Annotated in this window: 16 protein-coding genes and 3 pseudogenes; 3 read left to right on the top strand and 16 right to left on the bottom strand. The window is 49.4% G+C overall.

Features of this window, described 5'->3' with window-relative positions:
• Positions 1-1,494, bottom strand: coding sequence for an acetyl-CoA carboxylase biotin carboxylase subunit (locus tag HUN05_09980; GenBank protein WDP85417.1), 1,494 nt, complete (start codon positions 1,492-1,494; stop codon positions 1-3).
• 17 nt (positions 1,495-1,511) lie between these two features.
• Positions 1,512-3,128, bottom strand: coding sequence for a methylcrotonoyl-CoA carboxylase (locus HUN05_09985; GenBank protein ID WDP85418.1), 1,617 nt, complete (start codon positions 3,126-3,128; stop codon positions 1,512-1,514).
• A gap of 351 nt (positions 3,129-3,479) precedes the next feature.
• On the opposite strand from HUN05_09985, the gene HUN05_09990 reads away from it, so the two are divergent.
• On the top strand, positions 3,480-4,124 hold the full coding sequence (locus HUN05_09990; GenBank protein ID WDP85419.1) for a helix-turn-helix transcriptional regulator: 645 nt from the start codon (positions 3,480-3,482) through the stop codon (positions 4,122-4,124).
• A gap of 19 nt (positions 4,125-4,143) precedes the next feature.
• Here the strand turns inward: HUN05_09990 and HUN05_09995 are convergent, their stop codons facing one another.
• The 5 genes and pseudogenes from HUN05_09995 to HUN05_10015 all read right to left on the bottom strand — a co-directional run bounded on the left by HUN05_09995 (position 4,144) and on the right by HUN05_10015 (position 9,514).
• On the bottom strand, positions 4,144-5,118 hold the full coding sequence (locus HUN05_09995; protein WDP85420.1) for a nitronate monooxygenase: 975 nt from the start codon (positions 5,116-5,118) through the stop codon (positions 4,144-4,146).
• Between the two features lies 1 nt (position 5,119).
• Positions 5,120-6,025: an AMP-binding protein gene (locus HUN05_10000; protein WDP85421.1), complete on the bottom strand. Its 906-nt coding sequence runs from the start codon at positions 6,023-6,025 to the stop codon at positions 5,120-5,122.
• Positions 5,934-6,623 (bottom strand): AMP-binding protein, encoded by a 690-nt coding sequence (locus HUN05_10005; protein ID WDP85422.1) that lies wholly within the window; start codon positions 6,621-6,623, stop codon positions 5,934-5,936. The genes HUN05_10000 and HUN05_10005 overlap by 92 nt, the downstream gene beginning before the upstream one ends.
• 672 nt (positions 6,624-7,295) lie before the next feature.
• The gene (locus HUN05_10010) at positions 7,296-8,507 is read right to left on the bottom strand and encodes an IS256 family transposase (GenBank protein WDP85423.1); all 1,212 of its coding nucleotides are present in this window, start codon (positions 8,505-8,507) and stop codon (positions 7,296-7,298) included.
• A 258-nt stretch (positions 8,508-8,765) separates the two neighbouring features.
• Positions 8,766-9,514: pseudogene (locus HUN05_10015) on the bottom strand (hypothetical protein).
• Positions 9,515-9,707: 193 nt separating this feature from the next.
• On the opposite strand from HUN05_10015, the pseudogene ftcD reads away from it, so the two are divergent.
• Positions 9,708-11,331, top strand: a pseudogene (ftcD, locus tag HUN05_10020) (glutamate formimidoyltransferase).
• A 23-nt stretch (positions 11,332-11,354) separates the two neighbouring features.
• Here ftcD and HUN05_10025 read toward each other — a convergent pair.
• The 8 genes and pseudogenes from HUN05_10025 to HUN05_10060 all read right to left on the bottom strand — a co-directional run bounded on the left by HUN05_10025 (position 11,355) and on the right by HUN05_10060 (position 19,098).
• A complete protein-coding gene (locus HUN05_10025) occupies positions 11,355-12,515 on the bottom strand; it encodes an amidohydrolase family protein (GenBank protein ID WDP85424.1) in 1,161 nt (386 codons plus the stop codon).
• Positions 12,516-12,539: 24 nt separating this feature from the next.
• The gene (locus HUN05_10030) at positions 12,540-12,779 is read right to left on the bottom strand and encodes a hypothetical protein (protein WDP85425.1); all 240 of its coding nucleotides are present in this window, start codon (positions 12,777-12,779) and stop codon (positions 12,540-12,542) included.
• Positions 12,780-12,844: 65 nt separating this feature from the next.
• Positions 12,845-13,831: an FAD-dependent oxidoreductase gene (locus HUN05_10035; protein ID WDP85426.1), complete on the bottom strand. Its 987-nt coding sequence runs from the start codon at positions 13,829-13,831 to the stop codon at positions 12,845-12,847.
• A 30-nt stretch (positions 13,832-13,861) separates the two neighbouring features.
• Complete coding sequence (locus HUN05_10040) at positions 13,862-14,848, bottom strand: NADH:flavin oxidoreductase (protein ID WDP85427.1); 987 nt, start codon at positions 14,846-14,848, stop codon at positions 13,862-13,864.
• Positions 14,848-16,557 (bottom strand): annotated as a pseudogene (locus HUN05_10045) (long-chain fatty acid--CoA ligase). The gene HUN05_10040 and the pseudogene HUN05_10045 overlap by 1 nt, the downstream one beginning before the upstream one ends.
• A 97-nt stretch (positions 16,558-16,654) precedes the next feature.
• The gene (locus HUN05_10050) at positions 16,655-17,257 is read right to left on the bottom strand and encodes a TetR/AcrR family transcriptional regulator (protein ID WDP85428.1); all 603 of its coding nucleotides are present in this window, start codon (positions 17,255-17,257) and stop codon (positions 16,655-16,657) included.
• 183 nt (positions 17,258-17,440) lie between these two features.
• The gene (locus HUN05_10055) at positions 17,441-17,785 is read right to left on the bottom strand and encodes an antibiotic biosynthesis monooxygenase (protein ID WDP85429.1); all 345 of its coding nucleotides are present in this window, start codon (positions 17,783-17,785) and stop codon (positions 17,441-17,443) included.
• A gap of 143 nt (positions 17,786-17,928) precedes the next feature.
• On the bottom strand, positions 17,929-19,098 hold the full coding sequence (locus HUN05_10060) for an IS4 family transposase (GenBank protein ID WDP88018.1): 1,170 nt from the start codon (positions 19,096-19,098) through the stop codon (positions 17,929-17,931).
• A gap of 525 nt (positions 19,099-19,623) precedes the next feature.
• Here HUN05_10060 and HUN05_10065 point away from each other — a divergent pair.
• On the top strand, positions 19,624-20,094 hold the full coding sequence (locus HUN05_10065) for an ATPase P (protein WDP85430.1): 471 nt from the start codon (positions 19,624-19,626) through the stop codon (positions 20,092-20,094).
• Positions 20,095-20,140: 46 nt separating this feature from the next.
• Here the strand turns inward: HUN05_10065 and HUN05_10070 are convergent, their stop codons facing one another.
• Positions 20,141-20,920 carry an RNA methyltransferase gene (locus HUN05_10070; GenBank protein ID WDP85431.1) on the bottom strand — a complete coding sequence of 260 codons (780 nt, stop codon included), beginning with the start codon at positions 20,918-20,920 and terminating at the stop codon, positions 20,141-20,143.
• Positions 20,921-20,923 lie beyond the last annotated feature (3 nt).

Raw genomic sequence — 20,923 nt, forward strand, 5'->3', positions numbered from 1 at the left:
TTATAGTTTCCAATGGCCAAGGGTTAAAAAAGGTGTAGAAACCTTTGCTGAATCTTTTTGGGCAGCCCCCCCGGACGATAGCTTTCCTGGGCATAACTCATCTGCAATATAGGCCAGACAGGCCAAATCTGCATCATCTGCCCCAGGTGACCAGTCAGAAAAATGGGTGTCGATAAAATCCGTGAACACCTCGCCTTTTCTAAATGAATCACAGTCCAGAACATCGGCAAGAAAATCCACAGGGGTCCGCACGCCAATGACCACATAGGCGGCCAAAGACTTGATCATCTTGGCAATGGCCTGGTCCCGGGTTTCGGCATGGACCGTAAGCTTGGACAGAATCGGATCGTACTCCACAGGGACCATGGCCCCGGAATAGACCCCGGCATCATTCCGGATGCCCGGCCCTGAAGGGGCTTCATACCAGTCAATTTTACCGGGGCTGGGGAAAAACCCGTTTTCAGGATCTTCGGCATAAATCCGGCATTCAATGGCATGGCCCCGGCAAGCGATATCAGACTGAGACAACTCTAACGGCGTTCCGGCGGCCACAAGGATCTGCTGACGGACAAGATCAATGCCCGTGACAAACTCGGTAATGGGATGTTCCACCTGGAGCCGGGTATTCATTTCCAGAAAATAGTATCGGCCCTGGTGGTCCAGAAGAAACTCAACGGTTCCGGCATTGACATATCCGGCAGCCCTGGCCGCATCACAGGCTGTTTTTCCCATGCGCTGTCTTAAGTCAGGATCCACGGCCATGGAAGGGGTTTCTTCAATAATTTTCTGGTGCCGGCGCTGGATGGAACATTCCCTCTCCAGCAGATGAACGGTGTTGCCCTGGCTGTCCGCCAGAATCTGAAACTCGATATGCCGGGCCTGGGTGAAAAATTTTTCCAGATACACCCGGCCGTCGCCAAATGCATTGATCGCTTCACGGGATGCCACTGCCACGGCCTCTTCCATCTCTTCTGCCCGGTTTACAATGCGGATGCCTTTGCCTCCGCCTCCGGCACTGGCCTTGATCAATACCGGGAATCCCATCTCCTCTGCCTTTTCCAGCATATCCGCAGGACTAGCGTCACTGCCGGAGAGCCCAGGGACCACAGGCACACCCGCGGCCTTCATTATTTTCCGGGCCGTAAGTTTATCTCCCATCTCCCGGATGACCCTGGCCGAAGGCCCGATAAACACAAGTTCTGCCTGGGCACATTTTTCGGCAAACCCATGATTTTCAGACAAAAACCCATATCCGGGATGAATGGCCTGGGCCCCTGTTTTGTGGGCGGCATCAATAATTTTATCCATATTCAGGTAGCTGATCCCCGGATCTGAAGGACCAATGCACACGGCCTCGTCTGCTTCAAGGCGATGAAGGGCTGATGCATCAGCCTCGGAATAGACCGCCACGGTCTTAATGCCCATATCCTTACAGGTCTGGATGACCCGGACCGCAATCTCTCCCCGGTTTGCAATAAGTATTTTTTCAAACATAATCATTTCCTTTTGGCCTACATTCTAAAAACACCATACCCGTATTCTTCATCCCTGAGGGGTGCATTCAGGGAGGCTGAAATACACAAGCCCAGCACGTCCCTGGATTTTGCAGGATCAATGATCCCGTCGTCCCAGAGCTGGGAAGTGGAATAATAGGCATTGCCTTCTTTAAAGGCATTGGCCAACACCGGGTTGCGTATGGCTGCCACCTCGTCTTTGGTCATCTCGTCCTGTTCCATTCGCCGGCGCTGATCATTGGTGATGGAAATCAGCACATCCGCTGCCTGGGCACCGCCCATGACACCGATCTGGGCATTGGGCCACATCCAGAGCATCCTTGGGGAATAGGCCCTGCCGCACATGGCATAATTGCCCGCCCCAAAAGAGGCGCCCACAACCATGGTGAATTTAGGCACCGTGCAATTGGATACGGCATTGACCATTTTATGGCCGTCCTTGGTAATCCCGCCCTTTTCATAGGCCTTGCCCACAATAAACCCGTTGATATTCTGGATAAACACCAAAGGAATCTTTCGTTTGTCACACAGCTGAATAAACTGGGTCCCTTTCTGGGCGCTTTCGGAAAATAAAATACCATTATTGGCCAGAATGCCCACGGGATACCCGTGAATATGGGCCCAGCCTGTGACCAGGGTGGGACCGTACATCTCCTTGAACTCCAAAAATTCACTGCCGTCCACCACCCGGGCAATGACCTCCCTGATATCGTATGGCTTGGCAAGATCCGGGCTGACAATACCGTAAAGCTCTTTTGGATCATAAAGGGGGGGGGTAGCTGCCTTGACAGACAATTGGGATTTAATATTTTCCGGCAGGTTCTTCACAATCTTCCGGATCATGGCTATGGCCTGGGGATCATCTTCGGCAAAATAGTCAGAAACGCCTGATTCCTGGCAATGGACAGAGGGACCGCCCAGTTCGTCGGCCGTGACCTCATCGCCGGTGGCCGCCTTGACCAGGGGCGGACCGCCCAAAAAAATAGCCCCGTGATCCTTGACATGGACAATCTCGTCACACATGGCAACCCCGTAGGCCCCGCCAGCCGTACACAGGCCCATGACCCCCACAATCTGGGGAATTCCCATCTTGGACATCCGGGCCTGGTTGTAAAACACCCGTCCCCCGTCATCTATGTCAGGAAAAATCTCTGACTGCAGGGGCAAAAATGCCCCGGCAGAATCCATTAGATTAATAAAGGGCAATCGATTTTCCATGGCAATGGTCTGACATCGTAAAATTTTTTTCACGGACAGAGGATACATGGACCCGCCCTTGATGGTGGCATCACTCATGTTCACCATGCACTCTTTACCCCCGACCATACCAATACCGGCAACGATCCCTGCCTTGTGAATTTTGCCGTCATACAATCCTTTGGCAGCCAAAGGGGCAATTTCGAGAAAGGGGGTGTTCCGGTCTAAGAGCAGTTCGAGTTTTTTTTCGGCCGGGATCTTGCCTGATTCCCTGTGCCGGGCCAGGGCCTTTTCAGAGCGCTGGTTCATGGAGATATCCAATTCCCGGTTCAAATCTTCCACCAGGGAGCTCATCTCTTTGTAATTGGTCTGATAATTTTCTGAATTGACGTCTATCCGGGTTTCGATCACATCCATACCAAAAAATCCTTAATAGTAAATTAAACTGCATTGATATGAAACCAATCTGCCTTAAAACCAAGAGTCTCATATTATTTCAACGTAAAATAATGATGCCTTTCTTATTTCCATAGAAAATTATAGCATGACTATTTTATTGTCAATAAAAAAAGTGTTTAACTTTTATTTTTCAGGATCATATTAGGGTGTGACTTTTATATTTAGGATTTTCCCCACGACTTATCCCTGGTGTCTCTTTTTGCATCGGCATATCCCCCGGTTGCCGGTGTTGACAATAATTTGAAAAATTGCCTATAGTGAGACATGAATTCTTTGACAGAAGGCCCTCAAAAGAGGAAGACAGACCCCATGACAAAAACGTTGTCCAGGTCCGAACTCAGACGGGCAAGGGAACGGGAGTACCGTTACCGGACCATTCTGGATGCGGCAGAATCCCTTTTTGCCCACCGAGGGTTTCTTGAGACCAGTGTGGAACAAATTGCGGACAAGGCAGAAGTCTCCGTTGGAACGGTATATTTTTATTTTAAAAACAAAGAAGCCCTTTTAGATCAATTGTTTGATGAGTCGCTGTTTCTGCTCCGGTCTATCCTTGGAAAAAAATTTGAAAAGGCCGACACCCCGGAACAGGGAATAGAAATGGCCGGCCAGGCGTTTTTTGATGAATTCTGTCTTGAGCATACCCACAAGGCCCTTATTCTGTTCAGGGAAGCCACAAGCCATGGGAAAAAAATGGAAAACCGCCGGAAAAAAATGTCCGAAACCATCTCTGCCGATTTGAGCAAAGCCACAGACCGATTAGGCAGGGAAGCCGGCTATACCTTTCGAAGTCCGGAGTCCCCAGAAATATTTGCCAACTGCATTCTGGGTGTCTATGAAAAAATGGCACTTCACTTTCTCATAGACGACCACAAACCGGGCCAGCAAAAAGCCATGGCCCGGGATGCCGTCGAATTCACCATAGGCGGCCTGGCAAGGGTCACCACCCACCCCTGAAAAAGATCTTTATAGGTCTTTAATTTACAACACAGCCCGTTGTGCGGGCAAATATCTCTGCCGTCTCTTCCATGATCCGGTCAAACAATGTTTTGATGTTGGGAATATCCTCAACCAAGCCAATCCCCTGGCCACAGGCAATAATCCCTTCCCGGAGATCACCTTTATCATACATGGATTTGGCCTTTAACCCCGAGACCACTTCCAGGATCTGCTTGAAATCCACACTCTGGGCTTCCAGTTCCAGGCAGCGTTCCGCCGCCGGGTTGGCCAACACCCTGTGGGTGGCATTGATGGACCTCATTACCAGACGGGTATCGATTTCCGTTGTATTCAAAAGCACCTGTTTAATATTATCATGGATGGGGCATTCTTTGGTGGCCAAAAGCCGTGTCCCCATAATGACCCCGCAGGCCCCAAGGCAGAGGGCAGGGGCAGTCCCGCGGCCGTCAACAATCCCGCCCCCGCCGATCACAGGAATGTTTACCGCATCCTTGACCACCGGAATCAGAACCATGGTGGAAATATCAAAATTCCCCGTGGCCCCTCCGTTTTCATACCCCACCACCGTGACCAGGTCCGCGCCCAGGCCTTCCACTTTTTTGGCGTATCTGGGGCCCACACACTTATGAATCCAGGTCATGCCCATTTCCTTGAAGCGTTTGCTCAACTCCACAGGCGCGGAATGGCCGGAAGTCTCAACAATTTTAAGGCCTCTGCCTTCCATGATATCCAGGTAAAGGTCATTGTCCACACCCTGGATGGCTGGAAACAGGCTTAAATTGACGGCAAAAGGTTTGTCCGTAAGTGCGCAGGTCTGATCCAGCGCAGCCTCAAACGCTTCACCTGTCTTATAAATAGTGGAGGCCAATATGCCCATGCCCCCGGCATTTGAGGCGGCAGCCACAAATTCAGGGGTGGAAATGGACATCATGGCACCGCCGATCAGGGGATATTTAATCCCCAGACGGCGGGTCAGTTCGGTTTCGATCATTTTATTTTCCCTTTTCACGAAGTATGTTCTTCCTGACCTTGCCGGTTGAGGTCAACGGAAGACTGTCTGTGATAATAACCTGTTTGGGCACCTCAAATTTGCCCAGTTCCTTTCTGCAATGGGCAATCACCTCTTCAGGTGTCAGACGGCTGTCTTTTACCGGCACCACAAATGCAGTCACCGCCTCTGTCCACCGTTCATCCGGCAGACCCACCACAGCGACCTGCTCTACCCGGCTGTCCTCTAAAATAGCTCTTTCCACCTTGATCGAGGCCACATTTTTTCCCCCGGTCTTGATCATATCTTTTTTACGGTCCACAAACAAAAGCTGACCATCCGCATCAAAGGAGCCCAGATCTCCGGAATGCTGCCAGCCAAACTCACGGCTGGCAGCAGTTGCCTCATCATCCTTATAATACCCTTCCATGACCAAAGGCCCCCGCCAGACAATCTCTCCCACCTCACCCGGCCCGAGCAGATTCCCTTTAAAATCCATCACCCCGGTATCCAGAACCAGGTTGGATTTACCCCAATAATTTCCCTGCTTATCCAGATTACGGCTGGCATGGAAAATATTGGTGGGGGGGAAACACTCGGTCTGGCCGGTTGCCAGAGGAAATTCAGCCTTGAAAACGTTAATGCAGGCTTCCAGGGTTGCCTGATCCATGGGAGCCATGGCAAACAAGCCGGTTTTTAAATTGTCCCAATTGTGATCATGGACCGCTGGATGACCGACCAGGGCCCGATACATAATGGGCAGACCAAAAACAAGGTTCAGCCGGTCTTTTTCAATAATATCCATGACCTGTCCGGGCTCAAACTGCCGAATCACGGAAACAGCCCCGCCCACATTCAAAGTCGCCAGGGTCAGCGCCTGCTGGGCACAATGAAAAATAGGCAGCATCATGGTGGATGAAAACCCCTTTGGGTTTCCCTGTGGTACCGCTGGTATAAAGGATCTCAAAGATATCCCGGTCCTCAATGATGACATCTGCGGGTTCAAGGTCAGATTCCTGACCAATAAAATCACTGAACAGGATATAATCCGAGGAGACCGCCTCCTCCCCTGTTGGAATGCAGATCATGGTGGTAATTCCAGAAAGGGCGGGTTTAATCTTATCCACCAGGGGAACCAGAAGACTGTCTGTGACAATGGCAGATGCCTCTGAATGCTTGAGCACATAGACCACATCTTCAGGTGCAATTCCCGGATTGATGGGCACGGCTGTAAGACCTGCCTTGGCACAGCCGTAAAGGGCAATAACATACTCAAAAGAATTCAGGCCGAGCAGGGCCACACGATCCCCCTTTGCAAGCCCTCTTTTTTGTGCGGCATTGGCAAATTGATTCATGGCCCGGTTCAATTCCAGAAAAGAAAACTGTACTTTTTCTCCACTTTTATAGTCCCGGAGGGCAACCTGGTCCGGGGAGTTGGCAGCACGCCGTCTAAAGATATCCCCCACAGCCACTCTTTGAATTAAATTCTTTTCCAGTGCAAGATCCATTTTCCCTCCTTAGCATAAATAATGTAATACCGCTTATCATCGTGGTTCAGGCAGGATCCAAAGCAGACCCGCCTGAAATTATCTTTTAAGGACGTAAAAAACAGGTGACTCAATCAAACAAATGAACTTTATTCATTATTATAATCAAACTCAATAATATAATTAAATTCGAAATGTCAAGGCTTTTTCTTTTTCCGTTTAAAAACCCGGGATGGTTCGGCTGCCAATTTTCTGGGAAGGGATTAGAAGATGCTTTCCTGGAATCCACTTTGGGTGAAGTCCTGGATTTTCAAATTTTCATCACAGTGTTTTGTACATTCAAATAGTTGCATCATTTTTCTTAAATTTTTATGCATTGTTGGGGTTTACTCTTTGTCTTGTAACAACTGGCCATAAACTTGCACCTGATTGCGACCGTTCTCCTTGGAACGATAGAGAGCCTTGTCTGATTCATAGAGAAGGGATTCCAATGCCTTTTTACAATCCATCTTAGCGTTAGAAGGGAATGTTCAGAATTCTGTGTCACGGTTTCGGTTCCCGGATCTGCCTCAGCGTCAGCGGAAGTAAAAGTCAGGTCCGAGAATGGGCCTTCAATCAGCCACGTCGGAGGAGTTGACTTTTGCTGGAGTGGAGTTCCTGGAACCATCTTTTCCATCTGTAAATAAATCCCTATCAAATTCCCAGCTCTTTATCCAGCCGGCCTTCAAAGAAAATTGCCAACTGGGAAATTGTCAGTGACCAATTTTGAATCGGCATTGTCCATTTTTTACTGGCGTTCTGGATCCCCATGTAAAGCAGCTTTAACAGGCTGTCCTGGTTCGGGAATGATCCCTTTGTTTTGGTCAGTTTTCGAAACTGTCGATGCACAGCCTCAATGGTATTTGTGGTGTATATTATCCGTCGAATCTCTTCTGGATATTTAAAGAAATGACTGAGGCGTTCCCAGTTGTTCCGCCAGGATTTTATCACAATCGGGTATTTGTCATTCCATTTATTTTCCAAGATATCCAGTTCTTCTTCGGCCAGATCCTTATTGACCGCTTTATAAACACGTTTTAGATCTGCCATAAATTCCTTTTTATTTTTGGAACCAACGTATTTCAATGAATTTCGGATCTGGTGGACTACGCAGAGTTGAACTTCTGTGTCCGGGAATATGGTCTCAATGGCCTCGGGAAAACCTTTTAGACCATCAACACAGGCAATCAGGATATCTTTTACCCCTCGGTTTGAAAGGTCTGTTAACACCTGCAGCCAGAAGTTCGCACCCTCATTCTCGGATATGTACAGCCCAAGAACCTCTTTGCGGCCCTCGATATTCACCCCAAGAATTGTGTAAACGGCTTTGCTGCCGACCTTTCCGTTTTCTCGTACTTTATAATGTATGGCATCAAGCCATACGATTGGGTACACATTTTCCAACGGCCTGGCCTGCCATTCTTTGACGGTATGGATGATTTTATCGGTAATGGTGCTCAGAGTGGCATTTGAAATCTCAAGTCCATAGATTTCCTGTAAATGGGAAGCCATATCATTATAACTCATGCCCAGGCCGTAAAGGGCTATTATCTTTCTTTCAATTTCATCGCTGAGCGTTGTCTGATGTTTTTTGACGATCTGTGGAGAGAAGGTTCCGGCCCTGTCACGCGGGGTTTTTAGCTCAAATTTACCATCCAGGGATTTAATGGTCTTTTTGCTTTTTCCATTACGGCGGTTGGCAGAAACTTCCTGCCCGAGATGGGACTCCAACTCTCCTTCAAGAGCAGCTTCAGCAAGATTTTTGATTAATGATGTAAGGACGCCGCCCTTACCTGTGAAGGGTTTACCTTCCTGGATGCCTTTAAGGGCTTTTTGAAAATCAAATTCGGTGTTTTCTTCGGTCATGTCAGTTCTCCTTATTTAGCTGAGTATATCAGCTTTCATTCAACTGACACAGAATTTTGAACGCCCTTGGAAATGACGGTAAAAACAGGGCCGAGGGGGTAGGCCCGGATCATGGTCGTTTTGATTATTTTTCCCATTTTCTCAGACGGTGATAGTCTGCATGAGGGTGTTGATCTCTTTTTCAGTGATTTGGGTGCGGCTGTCTTCCAAAGGCTTGAAAAATGCCTTGGGCAGGGTTTCATCCCTTTTGTTCATTCCTTATCTCAGGTTGAATGACCGGGCTTTGGCAAGGATGTTGGCGGCAATGCGAGACAGATTTTTGGACGACCCGTCAATTCCCGTGGCCGCAGATATTATCTTCCCTAAAAGCTCCCAGGGATAAAGATCCCTGTAAAATTTACAGAGAATCATGGCGTCAAACAGGGTGAGGCGGTCTTCAAAATCCACAAACAAGGCTGCCTTGCCTTTGATCTGGTCAGGCAGGATCATTCCGGCAAGCTCGGGCTTGTAAAAGGTGGCCCGAAGATGGTAGGCCCCCCGGTCCGAGGATGCATAGGCAAGGCCCATGCCCTTGAGTACCCTGGGATCGTAACCTGCCGGCTCCATACCTTTGACATGGACGGCCTGGTCTTCAAGGTCCCAGAATTTTGCGGCATATTTGATGCCCCGGGCAAGGATATCCCCTATGCCCTGGTGTCAGCCATGAGGTGGAGCAGGCTTTCGATTTTTTCGGCCTCCCTGAATGTGATTGGGTAATCGCTTTTTTTCTTTTCATAGGCATACAGGATTTCATATTCCGGTCCCTCTATTCTAAGGCCTTTGTGCCGTCCTTTTAGTATTGTTGTCATTCTTCCGCAACTAAGAAAGCATTTGGCACAGGCATGGGCATGGACCTCGCATTGGCTGTGCAGGGCATTGGCAGAAATCTTTTCCCAATGGTCTGCCCTTCCTCGTGTCCAGTACCGGTTGGGAAAGGCCCCTGCCCCGTACAGGCCTGCCAAATTAATTTAAGACGGGATAGATCATCCTTTATGATTTCAACTGCCTTGTCAAAGGATTCCGGGCAAGATTCGACCTTTTATCTATATCAAGTTTGTATGGATATTAAAAATGAGTATACATGTATATACAAGTAGATTCCTTTATGGTAATACAATGAATAAACCATATCCATATCAACCATAGAGGAAAGGGCGGATTATGAAAAAAATAGTGGAGTGCGTCCCCAATTTTTCAGAAGGACGAAACAAAGAAACCATTGATGCCATTGCCCGGGCCATAGAAAAGACTTCGGGATGCAGTCTTTTGGATGTGGATCCTGGAAAATCCACCAACAGGACCGTGTATACCTTTGTCGGGGATCCTGAGGCCGTTGTGGAAGGGGCCCTGGCCTCGGCCCGGGTGGCCAGGGAAAAGATAGATATGCGCGGCCACACAGGAGAACACCACCGCATGGGGGCCATGGATGTCTGTCCCTTTATTCCCGTGGCCAATGTGACCATGGAAGAATGTGTGCAAATTTCCAAAACCTTTGGTCAAAGGGCTGCCCAGGAACTGGGCATTCCCATTTATCTTTACGAGGAATCTGGGGATCAGGACTATCGCAGCAAACTGCCCCAGATCCGAAAGGGCCAGTATGAGGGCATTTCAGACCGGATTGGCCTTGCTGAATGGAAACCCGATTTCGGTCCTGCCGAATTTATTCCCCAGTGGGGAGCCACGGTCACAGGGGCTCGGTTTTTTCTCATTGCCTATAATGTGAATCTCTTGTCCACTCCCAACCAGGCCCACCGCATTGCCTTAAACCTTCGGGAAGCCGGAAGAGGCCCGGATGCACCCGGACGGTTAAAAGAGGTCAAGGGTATGGGCTGGTATGTGGATGACTATAACCTGGCCCAGGTCACGGTGAACCTTAACAATTATCTTGTGACCCCGCCCCACATCCTTTTTGAGGCGGTCAAAGAGGAGGCGGCCAAGCTTAAAATCGGAGTGGCCGGATCTGAAATTGTGGGTGTGGTTCCTTTGGAAGCCATACTCATGGCCGCAGACTATTATATTGAAAAGGAAGGCCTCTTTATTCTGGACCAGGACCAGAAGGTCCGCCTGGCCATAGAACGCTTGGGGTTAAGCGCTGTGGCCCCCTTTGATCCAAAAGAGAAAATTATCGAATATATCATTGCCCAGGAACCTGATGAGCCCCTTGCCGCCTTGAGTGTCCGGGGATTTATTCAGGAGGTGGCCAACCGGAGTTCAGCCTCGGGGGGCGGCTCTGCCTCTGCGGCCATTGCAGCCATGGGCGCAGGGCTTGGCGCCATGGCAGCCAAGCTTACCCTGGGGGTGAGAAAATTTGAAGATGTGGATGACACCATGCGAAAGTGGATTCCCCTCCCTTCACGAGGCCGCCCATGAACTCATTCCTATGATCGATGCCGATACCAATGCATTCTCTGATTATGTGGCCGCCTTGGGTCTTCCCAAAGCCAGTGAGGCGGAAAAAGCCCATCGATCCGAACAGCTCCAGCTGGGTTTGAAAAAGGCCATTGAGATTCCTTTGTCCACCATGACTCTTGGGGACAAGGCATGGGATGCCATGATCCAGGTGGTAAAATACTCCAATATTGCATCCCAGTCCGATGTGGAGGTCGGGGCCCGCGCCCTTGAAATGGGGATATGGGGGGCCTATAAAAATGTGGTCATCAATATGAAGGGGATCAAAGACCTGGTTTACAAAGAAAAGACCATGGCCCGGGCCAAAGAGATCAAAGAAAGGGCCAAAAAGAACTGCCAGACGGTTCTGGATATCCTTGACGCCCGGTCTGTCTGATCCGGTCTTTAGGCATCACGGGGTCAAAGCAGGTTATGTTTCATCATTTGAGCATTGGCCTCGTTTATTTTTTTAAAATTTTTTGTTCCCCTGGACCCCAGACCGGCGGCGTATTGGTTTGCCCTGCCAAGGGTGTGGGGCAGATCCAGGGTCAGGTAGCACCCTTTATCGTATAAGATCTTACCGTTTACGGCCAGGGTTGAGACCTCATGCCCCCTGGCAGAGTATACCAGGTTGGGCACCAGGTTTCGCATGGGCTGGGTATATACAGGGGCCATGGTCGGCGTTGACAAATTTACCAGGATGAAATCCGCCTGTTTGCCCGGCTCAAGGGAACCGATTTCCCTGTCCAGGCCCAGGGCCTTGGCCCCGTCAATGGTGGCCATTTTCAATACCTGAGATGCCGGCATCACCTTAGGGTCCTGGAATCTGATTTTATTGAACAGGGCTGTCAGCTTCATCTCGTTGAACATATTATGACAGTTGTTACCCGGTGCCTGGTCAGAGCCTAAGGCCACCTTTCCGCCGGCATCACAAAATGCTTTGGCCGGCGGCACAATCCCGTCAATGATCCCGATGGAACCTGAGCATAGGATCATGGACACCCCCTGACTTGCGGCCAGAACGGCCTCATCCGCCCTGGCATCGGTCAGGTGGACGGCAATGAGGTGGCGGTCCAGATAGCCTATTTCGTCCAGAAATGCAATGGGGCGCAGGTTATATCGTTTGAGGGTCTGGTAGGTTTCCCTGTCTCCCTGCTGGACATGCATGTGGATTTTTGTGTTCCGTTCCAGGGCCTTTTCTTTGATTTTTATCAGCATTTTTTTACTGACAAAATCAGGCCCCTGGGGACCCAGTAAAATACTGATCCGTCCCTGGCCTGACCCCTGCCATCGATCAAAGGCATCAAGGCTGTTTTCAAGATCCTTTTCTGCCTGGGCCGGATCAAAGGTATATATTTCTCCGGGCTCATATATCCGTTCTTGGGCCTCCCGGATGCGGAGGGTCATCTGGCATCTGACCCCGGCTTTTTCCATGAATTTTAAAATGTCCGGATTATAGTCGCTGAACTCTTCAAAGCAGGTGGTGCCTGATGCCATGGCTTCGGCCACGGCCAGCTCAACCCCTATAGCCTGGCCGTGTTGATCCATTTCCATCTGAAAGGGGCTGATTCCGTGCATCATCCAATGGTCCGTATCCTGGGCCAGTCACCGCATGAGGGCGTCAACCATATGCATATGGGCATCGATAAATCCGGGCAGAACCAGGTGGCAGGGCCGTTCCAGGATTTGCTCGCTTTGATATGCTTTCAATATTTGTGTTGACGGCCCAATGGCCTTTATTTTCCCTGAGTCCACGGCCATGGCCCCATCGGCCAGGTACCCCAGGCCCTGGCCGGCCATGGTGTAAAAATGGGGGGCCTTTACCATTAAATCTATTTTTTCCATATTTGCCTTGCGGGTCATTTTGTATGAAAATTAGTCATCGTTCAGGCTGTGCCACGGATCGGTTTTTATACCTCTGCCCCGGCTAAAAAACCGCCGTGAATTGCATGGTTGATTTTTCCGGGGGCTTTGCTGTCACCTATGACAGAACAGGGGATGCCCAATTTGTCTGCCACCTGTTCAAGGGTGTTCACGGATTTTGAGCCCAGGGCCAGGATGATGCTATCAAAGGATTGGGTATCGATCTGTCCTTTAAGATCAAAGGTCAGGGTGTCTTGATTGATGGACAAAACCTTTGCCTGGGTGAGAATTTCTACCTTGTGGCGTTTGAGATTGCCCATGAGGATCCACCGGGTGGATTTGCCCAGGTCCAGGCCTGGTTTTTCCAGCATTTCAAAGACGGTAACCTTTGAGGTGCCCTGGAACATATACTGCCTGAGCCGGTTGGAATCAATGGCCTTATAGGTCATGAGAAAGTGAAGCATTTCAGGGGTGAGACAGCCCTTTGAGGCAACAAAATGGGCGGTTTCAAGACCTACGGCACCTCCCCCGATCACCGCCACATTTTTACCCAGAGGCGGGTCCTGGGCCAGCACATCCCAGGCGGATTTAACCCTTGGGCTGTCAATCCCCTGGATGGGAGGTATAAGAGGGGCCGCACCCTGGGCAATGATCAAATGATCCGGTGTCTCTTTTTGAATCAATTCTTCGGTGACCTGGGTATTGAGAAATACCTGGATATCATACTTGGCCAGCATGGCCCGGTAATACCGTAGATACTCCATGAGTTCGCCTTTATGGGGCGGGGCTGCGGCAATGGGGATCTGGCCGCCGATATCTTCTTGTTTTTCATAGAGGCTGACCTTGTGGCCTCTGCCTGCGGCAGTCACAGCGGCTTCAAGACCGGTAACACCTGCGCCTGCAACCATGATGTGTTTGGCCTGTTTGGCCGGAAAAAGGTTTCGCTCGGTTTCAAAACCGGCCCTGGCATTGCCGATGCAGGAGACCTGCCTGCCGTTGAACAATTCATCTGTACAGCCTTGGGAGCAGGCCACGCAGGGCCGGATCTCCTCTGGCCTTCCCTGTTATGCCTTTTGGGGCCAGAAGGGATCTGCAATGAGGACCCGGCCCAGGTTGACCATATCGGCCTGGCCGTCCACAAGGATTTTTTCAGCATGGCCCGGGGTGGTGATCCGGTTGGAGGCCATCACCGGTATGGACACGGCCTGCTTGATGTTCATGGCCAGGAATGAAAACCCGGACCTGGGCAGTTCCATGGGCAATTGGGGAATGTTCGACTCATGCCAGCCGCCGGTGACATTGAGGATGTCGGCGCCTGCAGCTTCATAAACCCGGGCAATTTTCGGGGTGGTTTCATCTGTGGTCGAGCCCTGGACAAAATCATTGCCTGCCATTCTCACGCCGATGGGGAAATTGGGCCCAACCTTTTCCCGGATCATTTTAACAATCTCTTTGGGAAACCGGGTCCTGTTTTCAAAGCTGCCCCCGTACTCGTCCTTGCGCAGGTTTTTCAAAGGAGATAAAAACTGGGTGATAAGATATCCGGCCGACCCGATGATTTCCACCCCCTCAAACCCGGCTTTCTGGGCCCGGACCGCTGCATCGGCAAAGGCGGTCTGCACTCCGTGGATATCTTTGATGCTCATCTGCCTGGGGGTGGTTTTGGCGTATTTTGAGAACACGGCAGACGGGGCCATGGGGGTCTCATTGTTGATGAGAAACGGATGGGTGTATGCCCCGCCGTGAAAGAGCTGGATCCAGGGACTGGCCCCCTGTTTTTTGATCAGGGCGCAGGCCTTGGAAAAGTCGTCTATGGCCTCGTTCTGTGCCAGGGACAGGGGAACAAATCCGGCCCCGATAAAATCCACCCCCACAGGTCCGACCGTGACAATGCCGGCACCCCCTTGGGCGATTTCTTCAAAAAAACGATAATATTTTTCATTGAGTTTTGAATCATAGGAAAAAAGCAGGCCCAGGGAGGGGTAGGCAATTCTGTTGCGCAGGGTCAGACCATTGACAGAAATGGGACTTAAAAGTGTGGGAAACATCATTATCCTTTCCTTTTAGCGGCTTCTATGGCTCGCAGACCCTTGCGAAGCACCTTGCCCACATTGGTTTTGGGTAACTCGTCAATGAATTCAACGCTGGTGGGCAGCTTGTATTTGGCCAGTTTTTCAGCACAATAGGCAATGAGTTCTTCTGAACTGGAGCTCTGTCCCGGGGCCAGGACAATAAAGGCCTTGATCTGTTCTCCCCGGGTGGGGTGGGGAATGCCTACGGCGCCGGCCTCCATGACTTTTGGGTGGGAAAAGAGCACCTCGTCTATTTCCCTGGGATAGACATTATACCCGCCTGAGAGGATCATGTCTTTTTTACGGTCCACAATAAAAAAATACCCCTGCTCGTCCATCAGGGCAATGTCCCCGGTGAACAGCCAGCCATTGATAATGGTACTCTCGGTTTCCTTGGCCATATTCCGGTACCCCTGCATCACCTGGGGGCCTTTGATGATCATTTCTCCGGGTTCTCCCACGGGCATTTCCCGGTCAGGGTCGTCAATGTCCACAATCTTGCAGAGGGTTTAAGGCAGGGGAATACCGATACTTCCCACCTTCCGTTTACCCTGGCTAAAGGGGTTGACATGGGTGGCCGGAGAGGATTCGGTCATGCCAAAGGCTTCGATGATCACGGAACCTGTTTTTTTCTCAAACCCCCGGATGACGTCCAGGGGAAGGGGGGCGGACCCGGAGACACAGGCCTTGATGGAACTTAAGTCTGCCCGGGCGGTTCTGGGATGGTTGAGTATTCCGATGAACATGGTGGGAACCAAAGGGGCAATGGTGGGCCTGAATTTTTCCATGGCCTCCAGCAGGGGATCTGGCTGGGGTTTTGGCACCAGAACATTGGCCCATCCCTTGGTAATGGCAAAATTCATGGACACGGTAAGGCCCATGACATGGAAAAAGGGAAGGGCGCCCATCATGATTTCTTGGGTGTTGTCTTTAAAGGTGGGCAGCCAGGCATTGATCTGCTGGGTCTGCTTGCTCAGGTTGCCATGGGTGAGAACCGCACCCTTTGAGACCCCTGTGGTGCCGCCGGTATACTGATACATGGCAACATCGTTAAATTTTAACCCCTTGGGTACTGCCCCGGGTGTTGATCCCAGGTGCTGGCGGATTACTTTTTTCCACTGATAGACTTCTTTGGCCGGCTTGACCTTTGCGCTGAGTTTTTTTTGTCTGCTGACCAGGGGAAACAGAATGTTTTTAGAAAATGGCAGATAATCCCCAATGGATGTGACCACAATGCTTTTAATCGAGGTTTTGGGGCGAAGGTCAATCATACGGTTGGCCAAAAGATCCAGGGTGATCAAATGGGTGGATTTGGAGTCATTGAACTGGTGGAGCAGTTCCGGGTCTGCATAGAGCGGGTTGTTCATCACCGCCACGGCCCCGAGTTTCATGATGGCGTAAAAGGCGATTGGGCAGGGGATGACATTGGGCAGGAGAATGGCCACAGCATCCCCTTTTTTAACGCCAAGTGTCTGGAGGAAGGCGGCGAATGCATCTGCCATCTCGTTGAATTCCTTAAAGGAAAGGGTGTATCCTTGGAAGATCAGGGCTGGGTTGTTTGGAATTTTTTGACTGTTTGCCTCCAGATATTCATGGAGAAGGGTGTTCTCAAACTCAAGGGATTCGGGTACGCCTGTATCATAAAAATTCAGCCAGGGTTTTTGATCATACCGCAGATTTTCGTTCATTTTTTCCTCCTTAGAATTGGGGGTTTGTCCAAAGATCTGTTTGGGTCGGGGGCAAGTCAGGCTTTTAATAAAAGGTAGGAAATCTGTCTGCCAAGGATCAGGCTTCTTTTGTCCGGATTTCAATGCCGGCCAGAAGAATGTCGATCAAAGGGTCGACAAATTGAACCAAACTTTCCGGATGGCCGGTCATTACCCAGTTGGTGACCAGGTGCTCGATGGTGCCCAGAACCATGGCCCTTGCCAGGTATGGGTCTAATTCTGATTTGAATTCCTTGGATTCAATGCCCGCTTCGATCACCCGGGAGATTTGCTTGATTCCGTCTTTGAGAACCTGGTGGCCTTCTGTGTTTAAAAATTTTTTGTTGTGTTTGAGAAAGAGCATGAGCACGGCGGCAAATTCAGGGCTGGACTGGTATGAGTCCAGGAGCAGGTAGACAATGGCCCTCAGCTTGTTGCCTGCGCCTCGGATGAGTTTCAGGTGAAAGGCCATGGTTTCGAACATTTCCCGGGTGGACTGGCCGGGAATGGAAAATAAAAGTCCTTCTTTGGTGGAAAAGTACTCATAAATTGAGGCCTCTGACACCTTGGCCGCTTTGGCAATCTCCGTGATGGTGGCTTCCTGGAATCCCTTTTGGGCGAAGACTTTTGTGGCGGTTTCCAGGATGAGTATTTTTCTAAGTTCGGTTTTGGGGGGTGCCATGACAATCCTTTTTCAAAATAGTAATTTAATAAAGATATAGAGTTCCACTGTTATTTTGTCAAATAAAAAATTGTTCCACTATTATTTTGACGCAGGTGTCGGATGCTATTGGTGAAAATTGCTTGAATTAATGGGGTTGCCAGGATAGGGGCGGCCTGGGAAGAAGGCCGCCCTTGTCCTGGATCATAGTTTGATTTTCTGCAGGGGGGGAGGGAATTCAAGGGCTGCTGCTGCCTTGAATTTGCTGAATACATAGGGTTCATACACGGCCGGGCTTTTTTGGAGTTTTGTCAGGGCCTGGTCCATTTTTTCCCGCCGATTGTCTGCTTTCCAGTCTTTCCATTCTTCTATGGAGGACCATTTGCTGATGATGAGTACCTTGCGGGTATCATCGGCGCAGATCAGGGTTTCCCCGGAGATATATCCGGGCTGTTGAAGGGCGTTAAACCTTAATTGCCTGAGCAGGTCAAAAAAATCCTGCTCTTTTCCGGGTGTTACCTCTCTTTGGATGATGACTTTTACGATCATATCTCCCCCTTTGTTGAGTGATTTAAGGCCAATCCGATTAAAGGGCTGGGTTGGAAAATCGTTTTTTGGCTCAATTCTTTGGTTACAGGCTAATTTGAATTCTTGAAATAGGCTGTATATTTCTTTGGTTCAGTGATGTCCGGTTAGGTTTTTGCTTGCTCAATAATTTTTTGATCTTTGACAATATTGTCCCTGTTTGAACTATGAGAGCCCTGCTCCTCGCAGCCAAACAGGTCATTTAGAATGGCGGTTCGCAGCTGCCGAACTCTTTTGATCGTGACCTTTTCATTAAACTGTTTTTGGCAATGGATTGCCAGTAACAGGTAAGTGATAAGGCCGCCAAGAATCTGAACCATAAGGCCGTATTCACTGCGGGCAATGAGATGATATACCTTCAGATGTTCTTTCCACCATTTGAAAAAATCCTCAATGGTCCACCGGAGTTTATAAATTGTTGCTATTTGTTCCGCTGTTAAATCATGCCTGTCAGTTGCCACATAGTATTTGACGCCAGCAATTTTATAGCCAACAACCCGAACAGGCCTTTTCGTCTGGTTTTGATTCGGAGTACCAAGTTTAACCAGTGCATCATAAAAAATGTAGCTGTCGGAAGGGGTCTCGTGGTTATCAATAATTGTTCTTGTTGTCCTGGTTTTTATACGGCAGACAAAATGTTTGCCTTGCTCCTGAAGCAGGTCAAATTCTTTATGGGATTGATATCCACGATCCATAACACCTGTTTGCCCCTTGGAAAGTATTTTGGGAACAAAAGTGCGTTCAGCGCCGTTGCCTTCAGTCAAAAAGATTTTGTTTGGGATTCCGTGATTAATGTCAAATCCGCAATGTACTTTGGCTTTTTTACTTCCTTTTCTGTAGTTCGCCCAGTGCATTGAAAGGACTGCATTTATGAGACTACCGTCAATGGAAACCAACTCTCCTAACTCGGCGTGTTCACCCGGATGACACTCAAGAGCCTGTTTATAAAGATCCTCAAAGATAAATTGCAGTTGTTCGAGTCCCCTGTGATTGATGGCTTCACAGAAACTACTACGGCTGATACCACCGTTTGGCGCAATATTTTCTTTAGCAAAAACATTCTCCTTGAGATCCTGAATTAAATGTCGGGCAGACTTGTGCTCCTGAAGATGGAAATAAACTAAAGCATTTATCTGGTCTTCGAATGTCATTTTTAAAGGGCGGTCTCCTCGAGATTGTAATTCCGGTGCTTTTGAAAGTGACTTTATCAGAGGGCACCTGAAATTGTCAAAGTTCAGGGACCGTAGTTGTTTTTTAGGGACTGAGATGTGCGTCATTTGAGCTCCTTGAATTAAATTTTCAAGGCGCACAAAAATTTTTACGCACATTTGTCAACACAAAACCGACTGTTTTTTCAATGATTTTAGATGCTTTTTATATGCAACAACCTAACCGGACACTACTGTCTTTGGTTAAAATTTGCCTGGCTTTTAACCCTAAGTTGAGCCTTGAACTCAACCTAAAATTATGAATGTTTTGAGTGACCTAAAACCAAGTGAGAAACAGATGTTAATGCAATGACAGCGAAACGTTAAATCAAAGGTGATGCAAACCTGTTCGTAAAATTTAACATCCGCCATGGGGAAACTCAAGGGGTTTTCGTCGTGAACGGCACAATGCGAACAATACAGATCCTTAACACATGAGTGATGGTCTTCTTTATTTTATCCCTTGCCATCAACGGATGGGTTCCTGTAAATAATAGGCCAGCAACAAGGGGGCTCTGGTCGGACCGGTTTTGCCTGGACGATATCATCAGGATCAGAGATTCCCACAACCCTTTCAGAAATAAAGGAAAACCAATGCCCATATTTGAGATTCCCGGGGCCCGCACCATTGAGATCAGCCATATCCTTCTTGATTATAACGGGACCCTGGCCGTGGATGGCCAGCCCATTGCCGGGGTAAGAAAAAAGATTCAGGCCCTGTCTTCAGCGTTTGATTTCCATGTGATCACGGCAGATACATTCGGGTCAGTAACCCAGGCCCTTGACGGAGTGAATTGTTCTGTTGTGACCATCCCTGACTGGGACCAGGCAAGGGCCAAGGCTGATTATCTGGAAACGTTGGGACCCTCTTGCACCATTGCCTGCGGCAACGGGGTCAACGACGAACTCATGTTGAAAAATGCCGCCCTGGGTGTGGCTGTCCTCCATGAAGAGGGACTGGCACGGCAGAGTTTGATGGCCGCAGATATTCTGATCCATCATATTTTGGATCTGTTTGGCTATCTTGAACACCCGGGCCGGTTGATTGCCTGTCTGAGGAAATAATAGCCTTGTTGGGCTGTCAATTTATAACAAGGGATAAGAAAAGGCCCTATCCGTTGTTTGGGTTTTCGGGCATGTTTTTTCTTCGTTCCGATTCTGTCCAGTCAATGCGGCTCATCAGCCCACGGATGATCCTGACGTCCCTGGAAGAGAGGCCTGCACTGCCGAAAATGCGCCGAAAGGCCCGAAGCAGATGATCCGGGTTCTGGGGATCTAAATAATCAATGTCCAAAAGGGTGGTTTTCATGTGGGCGAACATGGATTCCATTTCAAGGCCGGTGGCCGGGTGTTTGACCTTGGGATCATAAAACTGCCTGCCGGAATCTGACTTTAATGAAATTTCGTAGAGCAGGACAGAGAGGGAATGGCTCAGGTTCATGGAAGGGTAGCCTTCATGGGTGGGGATGGTGATAAAATGCTGGCAAAGCTCCAGGTCACAGGTCTCAAGACCCGTGTCCTCCGGCCCCATGACCAGGGCATGTTTTATGGAATCGTTTGATTCTTTATCCTGTTGATCGGCTGTAATCTGCTTTGCTGCCGTGGCAGGGGTTAAAAAGTTTTTTCTGTACTTGCCAAACCGTCGTGTGGTGCCAAAGGCCTGGTGAACATCTGCGAGGGCCTGGTCCAGGGTGTCGAAAACAGGGGCGTTTTCAAGCAGATGAAAGGCGGTCATGGCCATCTTTTTAGCGTCCAGTGATAGATATTCTTTGCAGGGGCTGACAAGCCTCAGCTGGGTAAACCCGAAATTCATCATGGCCCGGCAGACCGAACCGATATTGATGGGTCCCTGGGGTTTGACAAGGATGACATAAAAATTGTCTGGATTCATGAT

It is taken from the genome of Desulfobacter sp. (assembly GCA_028768545.1).
GTDB lineage: Bacteria > Desulfobacterota > Desulfobacteria > Desulfobacterales > Desulfobacteraceae > Desulfobacter.